This is a genomic window from Streptomyces sp. NPDC025784 (assembly GCF_055558435.1).
In genome coordinates this window covers 640,173-655,270 of the sequence record NZ_JBVHMN010000001.1, presented here as the reverse complement: position 1 = coordinate 655,270, position 15,098 = coordinate 640,173, and the positions used below count along the sequence as shown (strand labels likewise).

Annotated in this window: 10 protein-coding genes and 3 tRNA genes; 8 read left to right on the top strand and 5 right to left on the bottom strand. The window is 71.6% G+C overall.

Annotation, left to right across the window (positions count from 1 at the left end):
* Positions 1 to 65: 65 nt before the first annotated feature.
* The 4 genes from ACZ4IF_RS02860 to ACZ4IF_RS02845 all read left to right on the top strand — a co-directional run bounded on the left by ACZ4IF_RS02860 (position 66) and on the right by ACZ4IF_RS02845 (position 6,452).
* On the top strand, positions 66 to 1,487 hold the full coding sequence (locus tag ACZ4IF_RS02860; RefSeq protein ID WP_467558954.1) for a deoxyguanosinetriphosphate triphosphohydrolase: 1,422 nt from the start codon (positions 66 to 68) through the stop codon (positions 1,485 to 1,487).
* A 93-nt stretch (positions 1,488 to 1,580) separates the two neighbouring features.
* Positions 1,581 to 2,846, top strand: coding sequence for an NAD(P)/FAD-dependent oxidoreductase (locus ACZ4IF_RS02855; RefSeq protein ID WP_467558952.1), 1,266 nt, complete (start codon positions 1,581 to 1,583; stop codon positions 2,844 to 2,846).
* A 202-nt stretch (positions 2,847 to 3,048) separates the two neighbouring features.
* Complete coding sequence (gene dnaG / locus ACZ4IF_RS02850; RefSeq protein ID WP_467558950.1) at positions 3,049 to 4,950, top strand: DNA primase; 1,902 nt, start codon at positions 3,049 to 3,051, stop codon at positions 4,948 to 4,950.
* A 200-nt stretch (positions 4,951 to 5,150) separates the two neighbouring features.
* Positions 5,151 to 6,452 carry an RNA polymerase sigma factor gene (locus ACZ4IF_RS02845; RefSeq protein ID WP_467558948.1) on the top strand — a complete coding sequence of 434 codons (1,302 nt, stop codon included), beginning with the start codon at positions 5,151 to 5,153 and terminating at the stop codon, positions 6,450 to 6,452.
* Positions 6,453 to 6,527: 75 nt separating this feature from the next.
* Here ACZ4IF_RS02845 and ACZ4IF_RS02840 read toward each other — a convergent pair whose 3' ends face one another.
* From ACZ4IF_RS02840 to ACZ4IF_RS02825, 4 genes are all read right to left on the bottom strand, one after another.
* Positions 6,528 to 8,507, bottom strand: a complete 1,980-nt coding sequence (locus ACZ4IF_RS02840; RefSeq protein WP_467558946.1) for an ABC transporter ATP-binding protein — start codon at positions 8,505 to 8,507, stop codon at positions 6,528 to 6,530.
* The gene (locus tag ACZ4IF_RS02835; protein WP_467558944.1) at positions 8,507 to 10,240 is read right to left on the bottom strand and encodes an ABC transporter ATP-binding protein; all 1,734 of its coding nucleotides are present in this window, start codon (positions 10,238 to 10,240) and stop codon (positions 8,507 to 8,509) included. Before ACZ4IF_RS02835 ends, ACZ4IF_RS02840 begins: the two co-directional genes overlap by 1 nt.
* Positions 10,241 to 10,403: 163 nt before the next feature.
* On the bottom strand, positions 10,404 to 11,870 hold the full coding sequence (locus tag ACZ4IF_RS02830) for an FGGY family carbohydrate kinase (RefSeq protein ID WP_467558942.1): 1,467 nt from the start codon (positions 11,868 to 11,870) through the stop codon (positions 10,404 to 10,406).
* A 38-nt stretch (positions 11,871 to 11,908) separates the two neighbouring features.
* On the bottom strand, positions 11,909 to 12,214 hold the full coding sequence (locus tag ACZ4IF_RS02825; RefSeq protein ID WP_345642337.1) for a YtxH domain-containing protein: 306 nt from the start codon (positions 12,212 to 12,214) through the stop codon (positions 11,909 to 11,911).
* Between the two features lie 145 nt (positions 12,215 to 12,359).
* On the opposite strand from ACZ4IF_RS02825, the gene ACZ4IF_RS02820 reads away from it, so the two are divergent.
* The 4 genes from ACZ4IF_RS02820 (at position 12,360) to ACZ4IF_RS02805 (ending at position 13,681) form a co-directional block, all read left to right on the top strand.
* Positions 12,360 to 12,432, top strand: a tRNA-Asn gene (locus ACZ4IF_RS02820).
* 5 nt (positions 12,433 to 12,437) lie between these two features.
* Positions 12,438 to 12,510, top strand: a tRNA-Asn gene (locus ACZ4IF_RS02815).
* A gap of 165 nt (positions 12,511 to 12,675) precedes the next feature.
* Positions 12,676 to 12,749 (top strand) — tRNA-Ile (locus ACZ4IF_RS02810).
* Positions 12,750 to 13,123: 374 nt separating this feature from the next.
* Positions 13,124 to 13,681: a TetR/AcrR family transcriptional regulator gene (locus ACZ4IF_RS02805; protein WP_467558940.1), complete on the top strand. Its 558-nt coding sequence runs from the start codon at positions 13,124 to 13,126 to the stop codon at positions 13,679 to 13,681.
* Positions 13,682 to 13,778: 97 nt separating this feature from the next.
* On the opposite strand, the gene ACZ4IF_RS02800 is transcribed toward ACZ4IF_RS02805, so the two are convergent.
* Complete coding sequence (locus tag ACZ4IF_RS02800) at positions 13,779 to 15,074, bottom strand: hypothetical protein (RefSeq protein WP_467558938.1); 1,296 nt, start codon at positions 15,072 to 15,074, stop codon at positions 13,779 to 13,781.
* Positions 15,075 to 15,098 lie beyond the last annotated feature (24 nt).

Genomic DNA, 15,098 nt, shown 5'->3' with positions numbered 1-15,098 from the left:
CTCCGCCCCGCCGGTCGCCGACGCCCACGCCCCGGATGTCGGTGCCTGCGTCTACTGTCGGTGGCATGGAAGGCACCGCATCGCAGGCGCACGAGACCCCGGAAAGCCCCCACCGCCCCGAGAACCCCGTACGGCCCGCGCAGTCCGGGACCGGCCACGGGTCCCACGCCCCGCACGGCGGGTACGACGACTCCGCCGTGGAGCGCTGGGCCGTGGAGCCCGACAAACGCCCGGGGCGCACCGCCTTCCAGCGCGACCGCGCCCGCGTGCTGCACTCCGCCGCCCTGCGCCGCCTCGCGGGCAAGACCCAGGTCGTCACCCCCGGCACCCGGAGCCAGGTCTGGGACGCCAGCCCCCGCACCCGTCTGACGCACTCCCTGGAGTGCGCCCAGGTCGGCCGTGAGCTGGGCGCCGCGCTCGGCTGCGACCCCGACCTGGTCGAGGCGGCCTGCCTCTCGCACGACCTCGGCCACCCGCCCTTCGGGCACAACGGCGAACAGGCGCTGAACGAATTCGCCGAGGACTGCGGCGGATTCGAGGGCAACGCCCAGTCCCTGCGGCTGCTCACCCGGATCGAGCCCAAGAGGTTCGTGCGCAGCGACGTCGTGGCACCGGCCGCCGGCGGGGGAGACGACCTCGTCAGCGTCGGGCTCAACCTCACCCGGGCCGCGCTCGACGCCGCCACCAAGTACCCCTGGCCGCGCGGCGCCCACCCCACCGACCCCACGTCCCCGAAATTCGGGGTGTACGAGGACGACCGGCCGGTCTTCGACTGGATCCGCAAGGGCGCCCCCGGCAGCCGCACCTGCTTCGAGGCCCAGGTCATGGACTGGTCGGACGACGTGGCCTACTCGGTCCACGACGTCGAGGACGGTCTGCACGCCGGCCACATCGACCCCAACTGCCTGCACGCCGAACCGGAACGGCAGGAGATCTTCGCGGTCGCCATCGGCCGCTACGTCCCCGCGGACACCGACCCCGCCGAGCTGTCCGAGGCCCTGGACCGGCTCCTGGACCAGGAGTGGTGGCCCCACGGGTACGACGGATCGGCCGTCGCGCAGGCCCGGTTGAAGGACGCGACCAGCCAGCTCATCGGCCGCTTCTGCCTGGCCGCGGAGGGCGCCACGCGCGCCACCTACGGCAGCGGCCGCCTCGGCAGGTACACGGCGGAGCTGGTCGTCCCGCGCGCCGCCCGTCACGAGTGCGCCGTTCTCAAGGCCGTCGCCCACCGGTACGTGATGCAGCGCGCCGAGCAGGAGCGGCTCCGCGCCGATCAGCGGGTCGTGGTCGCCGAGCTGGCCGAGGCGCTCACCGCACGCGCCCCCGACGGACTGGATCCGCAGTTCCGGGCGCTGTTCGACGACGCGACCGACGACCGCGCCCGCAAGCGCGTGATCGTCGACCAGATCGCATCCCTCACCGACGCCTCGGCGCGTTCCCTGCATCACAGGCTCACCACGCGTACCCATGGGGGCGCAGGAGTGTGACCCTGCGTGGCCTGATCGGGCCACACCCTCTTCCCGCATCACGCTCCGTGCGGGACGCTCGCATGTGGCGACATCCTTACGAGGAGGCATCAAGTGGTCGACGCGGATCAGACATTCGTCATCGTCGGAGGAGGTCTCGCCGGCGCGAAGGCGGCCGAGACGCTCCGGGCTGAGGGTTTCACCGGGCGCGTGATACTGATCGGCGACGAACGCGACCACCCCTACGAACGGCCGCCGCTGTCCAAGGGCTACCTCCTCGGCAAGGAGGAGCGCGACAGCGTCTTCGTGCACGAACCCGCGTGGTACGCGCAGAACGACGTCGAGCTGCACCTCGGCCAGACCGTCGACGCCATCGACCGGACCGCCAAGACCGTCCGCTTCGGCGACGACGGCACCCTCGTCCACTACGACAAGCTGCTCCTCACCACCGGCGCCGAGCCCCGCCGCCTCGACATCCCGGGCACCGACCTGGCCGGCGTCCACCACCTGCGCCGCCTCGCCCACGCCGAGCGCCTCAAGGGCGTCCTCGCCGCCCTCGGCCGCGACAACGGCCACATCGTCATCGCCGGGGCCGGCTGGATCGGCCTGGAGGTGGCCGCCGCGGCCCGGGAGTACGGCGCCGAGGTCACCGTCGTCGAGCCCGAGCCGACCCCGCTGCACGGGGTCCTCGGCCCGGAGCTCGGCCAGCTCTTCGCCGAGCTGCACCGCGAGCACGGCGTCCGCTTCCACTTCGGTGCGCGGCTCACCGAGATCATCGGCCAGGACGGCGTGGTCCTCGCGGCCCGTACCGACGACGGCGAGGAGCACCTCGCGCACGACGTGCTCGCCGCGATCGGCGCCGCACCGCGGGTCGCCCTCGCCGAGGCGGCCGGCCTGGAACTGGCCGACCGCGCGCACGGCGGCGGGATCGTGGTGGACGCCCGCCTGTGCACCTCGGACCCCGACATCCACGCCGCCGGCGACGTGGCGTCCTTCCCGCTCGGCCTGTTCGACACCCGGGTGCGTGTCGAGCACTGGGCCAACGCGCTCAACGGCGGCCCGGCGGCCGCCCGCGCGATGCTGGGCCGCGACACGGTGTACGACCGCGTGCCCTACTTCTTCTCCGACCAGTACGACATGGGGATGGAGTACAGCGGCTGGGCGCCCCCCGGCTCGTACGACCAGGTGGTGATCCGCGGCGACGCCGGAAAGCGTGAGTTCATCGCGTTCTGGGTGAAGGACGGCCGGGTCCTCGCCGGGATGAACGTGAATGTGTGGGACGTCACAGAGCCGATCCAGCGACTGGTGCGGTCCCGGGCCCAGGTGGACACCGAGGCGCTGGCCGACCCGCACACCCCTCTGGACGGTCTCGTCGCCTAGGGGGCTTCGTTCGGATCGGCTCGGGTCCGCGGCGTCCGGCACGGCGCCTCGCCGCGTTGTCGGACCACCCGGGTACGCCCGGTACGCGGGTGGTCCTCCGCCTTGCGAGGCACCGCACCGGACGCCGCGGCCCGATCCGAGCCGATCCGAACGAAACCCCCTGGGCGTCAGGACTGTCGGTGCGCCACCGTAGAATTCATGCGTGGCAGGACGGATCAACGACGAGGACGTGAAGGCGGTACGGGACGCGGTCCCGATCGACGCCGTGGTGTCCGAGTACCTCCAGCTGCGCAACGCGGGCGGCGGCAACCTGAAGGGGCTGTGCCCGTTCCACGACGAGAAGTCCCCGTCCTTCCAGGTCAGCCCGAGCAAGGGGCTCTTCCACTGCTTCGGCTGCCAGGAAGGCGGCGACACCATCACGTTCGTGATGAAGGTCGACCACCTCTCCTTCTCGGAGGCCGTCGAGCGGCTGGCCGGCCAGGCCGGCATCACCCTGCGGTACGAGGAGGGCGGGTACAACCCCTCCCACCAGCGCGGTGAGCGCATCCGCCTGGTGGAGGCGCACAAGGTGGCCGCCCAGTTCTACGTCGAGCAGCTCGGTACCAGCCCCGAGGCCGACACCGGCCGCGCGTTCCTCGCCGAGCGCGGCTTCGACCAGGCCGCCGCGGCCCACTTCGGCGTCGGGTACAGCCCCCAGGGCTGGGACCACCTCACCCGCTATCTGCGCGGCAAGGGCTTCACCGACAAGGAACTGCTGCTGTCCGGCCTCTCCCAGGAGGGCCGCCGCGGCCCCATCGACCGCTTCCGCGGACGCCTGATGTGGCCGATCCGCGACATCGGCGGCGACGTCGTCGGCTTCGGCGCCCGCAAGCTCTACGAGTCGGACAACGGCCCCAAGTACCTGAACACGCCGGACACGGCGATCTACAGGAAGTCCCAGGTGCTGTACGGCATCGACCTCGCCAAGAAGGAGATCGCCAAGAGCAGCCGGGCGGTCGTCGTCGAGGGCTACACCGACGTCATGGCCTGCCACCTGGCCGGCGTCACCACCGCCATCGCCACCTGCGGCACGGCCTTCGGCGGCGATCACATCAAGATCCTCCGCCGCCTCCTGATGGACAACGGCTCGGCGCGGGTCATCTTCACCTTCGACGGCGACGCGGCCGGCCAGAAGGCGGCCCTGCGCGCCTTCGAGGACGACCAGAAGTTCGCCGCCGAGACGTACATCGCGATCGCGCCGGACGGCATGGACCCCTGCGAGCTGCGTCTCGCCAAGGGCGACGACGCCGTCGCGGACCTCGTCGAACCGCGTACGCCGCTCTTCGAGTTCGCCCTGCGCCAGATCGTCCTGCGCTACGACCTGGAGACCCCGGCGGGCCGCGCCGCCGCCCTCGACGAGGCGGCGCCCGTCGTCGCCCGCATCAAGAACAGCGGCGCGCAGCACGAGGTCGCCGTGCAGCTCGCGGGCATGCTCGGCATCCTCGACACCCAGTTCGTGGTCAAGCGGGTGGCCCAGCTGGCCCGTTGGGCCCGCGATCGGGGCGGCAGGACCCCGGCGCCGTCCGGACCGCGGCCCCAGCAGGCGTACGCGGCCGTCCAGGCACCCGCGGGCGGTCCCGCCCTCACCCTGCGCAACCCCGTCTTCGCCACCGAACGTGAACTGCTGAAACTCGCCCTCCAGCGGCCCGAACTGGTCTCCCCGGCCTTCGACGCGTACGGCGTGGACGAGTTCACCGCCCCGCCGTACGCCGCCGTGCGCCAGGCGATCATGGAGGCGGGCGGCGCCGAGTACGGCGTGCAGGACTCCCAGGAGTACCTCGTCCGGGTCCGTGAGGCCGCGCCCGACGACATGGTCCGCGCCATGGTCACCGAACTCGCCGTCGAGGCGATCCTGCGCAGGACCGTCGACGAGGGGTACGCGGGCGACCAGCTCGTCATGGTCCGCCGCCGCGCCGTCGACCGTCGCGTCCGCGACGTGCAGAGCTCCCTCGCCCGGCTCAGCGCCCATGGGGACCCGGCCCAGCTGGCCGCCGTGCAGAACGAGTTGTGGGTCCTCCAGCAGTACGGGCAGGCGTTGCGGGAGCGGGGCGCGGAGGCGCTCTGAGCGTCCGGGGTCCGGGCACCGGTGCCCTGCCTTCCGCTTCCGGTCGCCCCGCTGCCCCCTCACGTGCAGCTTTCAACCAGTTTGGGGTCCGGGAAAGCGCACACCCGTCCCCACGGTAACCACGCGGTCACGGACCGGACGCAAAAAGTCACCGCACGCCCCTCGTGGCGGCGATGTGTCGTACTCCACACTGGGTTCCGGTGCCTGAGTCCTCGGAGCGCGGCCGGCCCGCACGCGACGGGTTCCCGATCCCCGCGGTTCCGCCACACGACTACGGGATGGACAGCGGCGAGGCCGTCGACCCCATCCCCGACGTACCGCTGCCGCACGCCTCAGCAGCGACATTCCTGGAGGTCGCCCCCGTGCAGACCCAGACCCTCACACAGACCGACACCACCACGGACGCGGACGCCGTCACGGCGGTCCCCCCGCAGAGCCGTGGTGCGCACCACCCCGAGACCGGGCCGGACGGCCCGCCGGAACTCGACGGCCCGCCGCCCGGTGCCGTCGAGAGCGAGGCGGAGACCGAGGCCGAGGCCGAGGCCCCCGAGCCGGTCGAAGCGCCCCGCAGCCGCGCCACGGACACCGCCGGACCCTCCTCCGACCTGTTCCGCCAGTATCTGCGCGAGATCGGGCGGATCCCCCTGCTCACCGCCGCAGAAGAGGTCGAACTCGCCCGCCGCGTGGAGGCAGGACTCTTCGCCGAGGAGAAGCTCCGCCTCACGCCCGACCTGGACAGCCAGCTCGCCCTCGACCTGGACCGGCTCGTCGTCATGGGCCGCATGGCCAAGCGCCGTCTGATCGAGGCGAACCTGCGGCTCGTCGTCTCCGTCGCCAAGCGGTACGTGGGCCGCGGTCTGACCATGCTCGACCTGGTCCAGGAGGGCAACCTCGGCCTCATCCGGGCCGTCGAGAAGTTCGACTACGCCCGCGGGTACAAGTTCTCCACCTACGCCACCTGGTGGATCCGGCAGGCCATGTCCCGCGCCCTCGCCGACCAGGCCCGCACCATCCGCGTGCCGGTCCACGTCGTCGAGCTGATCAACCGGGTCGTCCGGGTGCAGCGGCGCATGCTCCAGGAACGCGGCTACGAGCCGACGCCCGAGGAGGTCGCCGCGCACCTGGACCTGCCCAGCGAGCGGGTCAGCGAAGTGCTGCGGCTGGCGCAGGAACCGGTGTCCCTGCACGCTCCGGTGGGCGAGGAGGACGACGTCGCGCTGGGCGACCTGATCGAGGACGGCGACGCCGCGTCCCCCGTGGAGTCCGCCGCGTTCCTGCTGCTCCGCGAGCACCTGGAGGCGGTGCTGTCCACGCTGGGCGAGCGCGAACGCAAGGTGGTCCAGCTGCGGTACGGCCTCGCGGACGGACGGCCGCGCACGCTGGAGGAGATCGGGCGGATCTTCGGCGTCACGCGGGAGCGGATCCGCCAGATCGAGTCGAAGACCCTCAACAAGCTGCGCGACCACGCGTTCGCGGACCAGCTGCGCGGCTACCTCGACTGACGCAGCACGCGCCGGTGCCCCCTCCGCCGGCCCCCGGGCCGAGGGCCGGGAGGGGGCGGAGGGGGGGCGGAACCCCTAGTCCACCTCGGCCACGGCCTGGGCGAACTGCGCCTGATACAGCCGCGCGTACGCCCCGCCGGAGGCGAGCAGCTCCGCGTGCGCACCCTGCTCGACGATGGACCCGTTCTCCATGACGAGGATCGTGTCCGCGTCCCGGATGGTGGAGAGCCGGTGCGCGATCACGAACGACGTCCGCCCGTGCGCGAGCTTCGCCATCGCCTTCTGGATCAGCACCTCGGTACGGGTGTCGACGGAGCTCGTGGCCTCGTCGAGGACCAGGATCACCGGGTCCGACAGGAACGCCCGGGCGATCGTGATCAGCTGCTTCTCGCCCGCGCTGACCCCGGTGCCCTCGTCGTCGATCACGGTGTCGTAGCCGTCGGGCAGCGTACGGATGAACCGGTCGGCGTGCGCCGCGCGCGCCGCCTCCTCGATCTCCCCGCGCGTGACGCCCACCCGTCGCCCACCACCGCCCTTGCCGGAGGCGCTTCGCGCCGCCCCTTCCATTCCAGCGCCGTACGCGATGTTCTCGGCGATCGTGCCCCCGAACAGCCAGGTGTCCTGGAGCACCATGCCGATGGCGGCCCGCAGGTCGTCCCGGGACATCGAGGCGATGTCGACCCCGTCGAGGGTGATGCGTCCGCCGGTGACGTCGTAGAAGCGCATCAGCAGGTTCACCAGCGTCGTCTTGCCCGCGCCGGTCGGGCCGACGATCGCGACCGTGTGCCCCGGCTCGACCTTCAGCGACAGGTCCTCGATGAGCGGCTTCTCGGGCTCGTAGCGGAAGGACACGTGCTCCAGCGCCACGCGTCCGCGCAGCTCGTCGGGGCGCGCCGCCGGAACCGGGTCGGCCTCCTGCTCGTCCGCGTCCAGCAGTTCGAAGATGCGTTCCGCGGACGCGACGCCCGACTGCACCAGGTTCGCCATCGAGGCGACCTGCGTCAGCGGCATCGAGAACTGGCGGGAGTACTGGATGAAGGCCTGCACGTCGCCGATCGACAGCGTGCCGGAGGCGACCCGCAGTCCGCCGACCACGGCCACCAGCACGTAGTTCAGGTTCGACACGAACATCATCAGCGGCTGCATGACCCCGCTGTTGAACTGCGCCTTGAACCCGGCCTCGTACAACTGCTCGTTCTGCTCGGCGAACTGGGCCGCCGACTCGTCCTGCCGCCCGAACACCTTGACCAGGGTGTGCCCGGTGTACATCTCCTCGATGTGGGCGTTGAGCTTGCCGGTGGTGCGCCACTGCTGCACGAAGTGCGGCTGCGACCGCTTGCCGACACGCGTGGCGACGTAGAAGGAGAGCGGCACGGTCACCAGCGCGACCAGCGCCAGCAACGGCGAGATCCAGAACATCACCGCCAGCACGCCGACGATCGTCAGCAGCGAGTTGACCAGCTGGCCCATCGACTGCTGGAGGGTCTGCTGGATGTTGTCGATGTCGTTCGTCGCGCGGCTGAGGACCTCACCGCGCTGCCGCTGGTCGAAGTACGACAGCGGCAGCCGCGAGAGCTTCGCCTGCATGTCCTCGCGCATCCGGTAGACGGTCTTGTTGACGGCGCGGTTCACCATCCGCGTCGCCACCGCCATCAGCAGACCGGCCAGCAGGAACGTGCAGAGCGCGAGCAGGAGCACACGGCCGACGGCGTCGAAGTCGATGCCCACACCGGGGGTGAAGTCCGTCCCCGAGAGCATGTCGGCGATTCCGCCCTCGCCGCGTTCCCGCATCCCGGCGAGGACCTCGGACTTGGAGGCCCCGGCCGGCATCTGCCGGCCGATGATGCCCGCGAAGACGAGGTCGGTGGCCTTGCCGAGGATCTTCGGGCCGACCACCGAGAGGCCGACGCTCAGGACGACGGCGACCAGCATCACGCACATCGTGACGCGTTCCGGTTTGAACTGGGACAGGAGCCGCTTGCCCGACCCCTTGAAGTCCATCGAGCGCTGGTCGGGGCCGCCCCCGGCCATCATGCGTCCCATGGGCCCGGCCATCAGGCAGCCTCCGCTTCCGTGAGCTGGGAGAGCACGATCTCCCGGTAGGTCTCGTTGTCCGCCATCAGTTCGTGATGCCGTCCGCTGCCGACGATCCGGCCCTCGTCGAGGACCACGATCCGGTCGGCGTCCCGGATGGTCGACACCCGCTGGGCCACGATCAGCACGGTCGCCTCGGCGGTCTCCTCGGCGAGCGCCGCCCGCAGCGCCGCGTCGGTCGCGTAGTCGAGCGCGGAGAAGGAGTCGTCGAACAGGTAGATCTCCGGGCGCTGCACGAGGGTGCGGGCGATGGCGAGGCGCTGGCGCTGACCGCCGGACACGTTGGTGCCGCCCTGCGCGATCGGCGAGTCCAGACCGTTCTCCAGCGTCTGGACGAAGCCCTTGGCCTGCGCCACCTCCAGCGCGTGCCACAGCTCCTCGTCGGTGGCGTCGGGATTGCCGTACCGGAGGTTGCCGGCGACGGTGCCCGCGAACAGGTACGGCTTCTGCGGGACGAGACCGACCGTCCTGGCCAGTACCTTCGGGTCGATGGTCGAGACGTCCACGCCGTCGACGAGCACCGCGCCCTCGGTGGCGTCGAACAGCCGGGGGACCAGGCCCAGCAGGGTGGACTTGCCGCTGCCCGTGGAGCCGATCACGGCGGTCACCTCACCGGGCCGGGCCACCAGGTCGATGGCCTTGAGGACCGGCTCCTCGGCGCCCGGATAGCGGAACCCGGCCTGCCTGACCTCCAGATGGCCGTGGCGGCGCAGCTCGACGACGGGCGCGGCCGGCGGGACCACGCTGCTGTCGGTGCCGAGCACCTCCTCGATGCGCTCGGCGCAGACCTCCGCGCGCGGCACCATCATGAACATGAAGGTGGCCATCATCACGGACATCACGATCTGCATGAGGTAGGCGAGGAACGCGGTCAGGTCGCCGATCTGCATGCCACCGCTGTCGATGCGGTGGGCGCCGAACCAGACGACCGCGATGGACGACACGTTCACCACGGTCATGACGATGGGGAACATCAGCGCGAGCATCCGGCCGGTGGCCAGCGACGTCTGCGTCAGCTCGGTGTTGGCGCCGCGGAAGCGGTCCTTCTCGTAGTCGTCGCGCACGAAGGCGCGGATCACCCGGTTGCCGGAGATCTGCTCGCGCAGCACGCGGTTCACCGTGTCCAGCCGCGTCTGCATGGTGCGGAACAGCGGGCGCAGCCTGCGCACGATGAGGGTCACGCAGATGCCGAGCACCGGCACGACGGCGACGAGGACCGCGGACAGCGGCACGTCCAGGCCGAGGGCCAGGATGATGCCGCCCACACACATGATCGGCGCCGACACCAGGAGGGTGAACGTCATCAGCGTGAGCATCTGCACCTGCTGGACGTCGTTGGTGGTGCGGGTGATCAGCGACGGGGCCCCGAAGTGGCCGACCTCACGGGCCGAGAAGGACTGGACGCGGTCGAAGACGGCGGCTCGGATGTCCCGGCCGACCGCCGACGCCGTACGGGCGCCGTAGTAGACCGCTCCGATGTTGCAGACGACCTGCGCCATCGAGATGCCGATCATCAGCGCCCCGAAGGACACGATGTAGCCCGTGTCTCCCTTCACGACACCGTTGTCGATGATGTGCGCGTTCAGCGTGGGCAGATAGAGCGTGGCGCACGTCTGCAGGAACTGCAGCAGCACCAGCAGGGCGATGGGCTTCTTGTAAGGACTGAGGTGGGTACGCAGGAGTCGTATGAGCACGCGGGGTCTCTCGGAGTCGTCGACGGCTGGGTGATCGCACGCGATCGGGTGGTGCACCACCCCCTATCGTCGAACACTCCACCCGCGTTACCTCAACCGAATTAACCCGGCCGCGGTCCGTCGAAGGGCCGGGCCCGGCCCTTCGACGGAGGCCGGCGCGAGGCTACGGCGCCCCCGGGCCGCGGAACGCCCCAGGATGCGTCTGTTCCCGTACGGACACGTACTGCTGGCGTACGGCCTGGCCCACGGCGAGCTCCTCGCCGGGCTCCAGCACCTGGGCGACCGGACCCTGCCACATCGGCGGCGTCCGCGGGTCGAGCGCGCCCTGCGAGACGCCCAGGGCCCAGGCCGCCTGCCGGGCCGCGCCGATCGCCGCGTAGTCCGCGGGCTGCGGCACGACGACCTGCGCGCCGAACAGCGCGGGTGCCATCGCCTGGACGGCGGGCAGTTCGGCGGCCTGGCCCAGCAGGAAGATCCGGCGTACGTCGACGCCGCGCCCGCGCAGTACGTCCAGCGCGTCGGCGAGCCCGCAGAGCATGCCCTCGAAGGCGGCCCGTGCCAGGTGCTCGGGCCGCATGGACTCCCGCCGCAGCCCGGCGAGGGTGCCCGCCGTGTGCGGCAGGTTCGGCGTCCGCTCGCCCTCCAGATAGGGCAGCAGGACGAGGCCGTGGGAGCCCGGCGTCGACTTCATCGCCAGATCGGACAGGCCCTCCAGGTCGGGCACGCCGAGCAGCTCGGCGGTGCCCCGCAGGGCCCGTACGGCATTGAGGGTGGTGACGACCGGCAGATGCATGCCCGTCGCGTCCGCGAGGGAGGTGATCATGCCGCTGGAGTCCACCAGCGCCTCGGGGTGCACGGCCATCACGGACCCGGAGGCGCCGAGCGACACCACCGCGTCCCCGAGCCCGATGCCGAGCCCGAAGGCCGCCGCCATCGTCTCGCCGGTCCCCGCCGAGATCAGCAGCCCCTCCGGTGTGGTGCCGGCCGCCTCGGCGGGACCCAGCACCTCGGGCAGGGACGCCTGGTGCCCGAGTGCCAGCTCGACGAGGTCGGGCCGGTAGGCGCCGGTGGCCGCGGACCAGTAGCCGGTCCCGGAGGCCCCGCCCCGGTCGGTGGTGCGCCGCGCGGGGCGGCCCAGCAGCTGCCACACCAGCCAGTCGTGCGCCTGCATCAGCAGGGCGGTGCGCCGCACCGTCTCCGGCTCGGTCCTGCTGAGCCAGCGCAGCTTGGTCACCGGCTGCGCGGCCTGCGGCACGGAGCCCACGGCCTGGGCCCACGCCTCGCGTCCGCCGAGCGCGTCCACCAGGTCGGCGGCCGCGACCTGGGCGCGCTTGTCGCCGCCGACCAGCGCGGGGCGCACGGTGTTGCCCTGCACGTCCAGCGGGACCAGGGCGTTCTGCTGCGCGGAGACACCGATGGCCTGCACGCCTTCGAGCAGGCCGCCTCCGGCCGCCTCGCCCAGGGACAGCAGCCAGGCCTGCGGATCCACGTCCGAAGGACGGCCGCCGCTCTCGGTGGTCTCGACCGGATGCGGCGCATACCCCTGCCTGAGCACGGCGCCCGTGTCCGTGTCGCAGACGACGATACGAGTGAAATCGGGCGAACTGTCCAGCCCGGCGACTATCCCCATGGCGGAAATTCTGCCGTACGACGGGAGGTGGGCACCTCCTAGGTGTTGCTGGTGCCCCAGTCGTCCTCGACCGCACCGTTGCTGTTCCGCTCGCGCAGGGAGCGCACACGCTCGGCGACCGAGTCCGGGACGTGGTCGCCGACCTTCTCGCTCACGGCGTGGAACGCCTTGCCCGCGACCACGCGGCCCTGCTGGGCGGCGGTCTCCGCGGTGTTGCGCACCGCCGGGTTCTGCGCGACCTGGCGTGCGGACTTCTTCAGCTGCTCGTAGCGCTCGCGCCCGGCGCGCGTGCCGAGCACGTAACCCAGGGCCAGTCCGGCGACGAATGTGAGCCGGTAGCGCATGACGGCCACCCTTCCCTTGCGTCGGCATCGGTGTGGAGGGAACCGATTGGCGGAGCACCCCCCTGCTTGCGCTAATGTATGTGTCGCAGCGAGCGCACGCCCCCTGGCGAATACCCAGGTAGGTACGTTCGATGCAACGAGGCAATCCTCCGTAGCTCAATTGGCAGAGCAGCCGGCTGTTAACCGGCAGGTTACTGGTTCGAGTCCAGTCGGGGGAGCTCGATCTCCTGTAGCTCAATTGGCAGAGCAGCCGGCTGTTAACCGGCAGGTTACTGGTTCGAGTCCAGTCGGGAGAGCAACGGAAGAGGACCCCTCAGGGGTCCTTTTTCATGTCCGGGGGAACCGCGCGGGGCACGCCGAAGTCCTCATGGTCATGTGATGCCGACCATCCGAAGCAGGAGATCGTATGAGCGGCTATGCTGCGGCAGACGGCGCGCACAAATGTGCGCGACACGCCGTACGGGGCGGTAGCTCAGCCGGTTAGAGCAGCGGACTCATAATCCGTCGGCCGTGGGTTCGAGTCCCACCCGCCCCACCCAGCGCTACGCGTGCAGAAACGATCTGACCTGTGTGGTCTCCGCCCTGACTGGGTTTCACCGGTCAGGGCGGACGTGTCTGTGGAGCCGCCGTCACCCGTGCGGCGGCCGGTCGCACCCGAACTGCCCCCTTCGCGATGAGGTCTTGGACGCAGGCCGCGACGGCCTCCGCCGCTGGGTGCGCCCGCCGGCCCGGCAGCCGCTCGGCCTTGGCCGAGGAGTGCGGGTGCCGGTGGCCGGGCACCGGGCGCACCGACCGCAGCGCCGGGTCCTTGGCGGAGAGTTCTCCGTTTATCGGTGCCGGGGCGCGGGAGCGCGGCGCCCGTGCCGTACCGTGAGAAAGATCGATCCGCCGCACGCTCGGGGAGGAACAGTGGCCGGACGCCGGCAGGGGCCCGTGCGGGTGGACGCGCTCAAGAACCGGGAGCACCTGCTGCGGGTGGCGCACGACGCGTTCGCCGAGGACGGGGCGACCTCGCTCAACGTCATCGCCAAGCGTGCGGGAGTCGGCGCGGGCACGCTCTACCGGCACTTCCCGACCCGGGAGGCCCTGATCCTCGCCGTGTACCGGCACGACGTGGAATGCCTCGTCGGCGAAGTGGATCAGGTGCTGGCCGAGAACGCGCCGCTGGACGCGTTCCGTGTCTGGTTCGAACGGCTCGCCGCCTATGTGCGCCTCAAGCACGGCCTCGGCGAGGCTCTGCACACGGTGGCGGCCCAGAAGGTCATCAGTGACACGTACGCGCCCGTGGCGGGCGCCGTCGCCCGGCTCCTGGAGGCCTGCGAGCGCGACGGCAGTGTGCGTCCCGGCCTCGACGCCGCCGACGTGCTGCTGCTCATGGGGTTCCTGTGGCGCGTCGGATCCGGCGAGGAGGGGCTCGCCCAGGCGCGCCGCATCATGGAGCTCGCCATCGACGGCTTCCGTCCGTAGGGCGGGGGGCCTGGAGAGCCCGCTCTCCGCGGGCCCGGGCAAGCGGAAACCGGCCGGGCTGCGGACGCCGGCCGGCTCCTACGGCGGGGTGCGGTCGTCAGCGACGGGCCGCGCGGCGCCGCATCACGACGACGGTGCCCGTGCCGACGGCGAGGGCCGCGGCGGCGGCGCCGGCGAGAGGCAGGGCGGGACCGGAGCCGGTGCTCGCCAGGTCGCCGTCGACGGCGGAGTCGCCCGAGGTGCCGTTCGTGGACGATCCGCCCGTGCCGCCGGTGGAACCGGATCCGCCGGTGGACGAGGAGCCGGATCCTCCGGTGGAGGACGAGCCGTCACCGCCGGTCGAACCGCTGCCGCCGGTCGAACCACCGGCGCCGCCGGTCGAGCCGCTGCCCGCGACGGCGAGGGTGATGGCGGCCTTGTCGTTCTTCTTGTTCTCGTCGAACGGACGGGCCGGCCCGGCCAGCGCGATGGAACCCTCGGCCCCGGCGACCGCCTTCGTGATCTTCAGCTTGAAGTCGTACGTCCCCAGGTACGCCGCCTCCACCCAGGCCTGGGCGGTGCTGCACTCGTAGGAGCCGGCGTCCACCTTGTTGCAGAAGCCGTCGGTCTTGGTCACCTCGGTGCCCGCGGGCATCTTGATCAGGATCCGGGTCGACGGGGCGCCCAGTTCCGGGAGCACCCAGCCCGGACCGGCGTTGGTGAACTTCGCCCGCAGGTCGACCGTCTCGCCGACCCTGCCCTTCAGCGCGGCTCCCGTCACCTGGAAGTCGGCCGTGCTGTCCGCGGTCACCCGCACGCTGATCCGGTCCCAGTCCTCGTGCTCCGCGGAGCCGGGCTCGGCCGCGGGGGCGTCGGGGCGCTCGACGAGCTTGACCGCGGGGCCGATGCCGCGCACCGGCTCCGAGGCGCCTTCGGAGGGCGCGGCGTCGTAGTCGGCGACCGAGACGGAGAGGTCGTCGTACAGCGCGCGGTCGAGCGCCTTGATCGTCACCGGTGTCTCCGGGGCGTACACGACGCCCGGCTTCACGGTCTGGTCGAACTCGCAGACCGCGTCGGAGCGGCTCGGGGCCTCGTCGAAGGAACCGACCTCGTAGCGGAGGCAGTTGGACGGCAGCTCGGCCTGGCTCAGGCCCTCGGTCACCGAGTACGCGATCCAGACCTTGCCGAGGTCCGCGGGACCGGTGTTGGTGAAGGTGACCGGCACGTCGAAGCTGCCGCCCGGCTTCAGCCCCTCCGGCGGAGTGATCTCGCCCAGGACCAGCCCGGGTGCCGGGTCGGCGGCCAGGGCGGGCGCGGCTCCCAGGGAGATCACGGCGACGGCGCCGATCGCGCCGGCTCCGATCACGCCGGCGGTCCGGCGGAGCGTACGGCGGTCGGGAGCGGTGTGCGGCATGGAGATCCCTCTGGACGAAGCGTC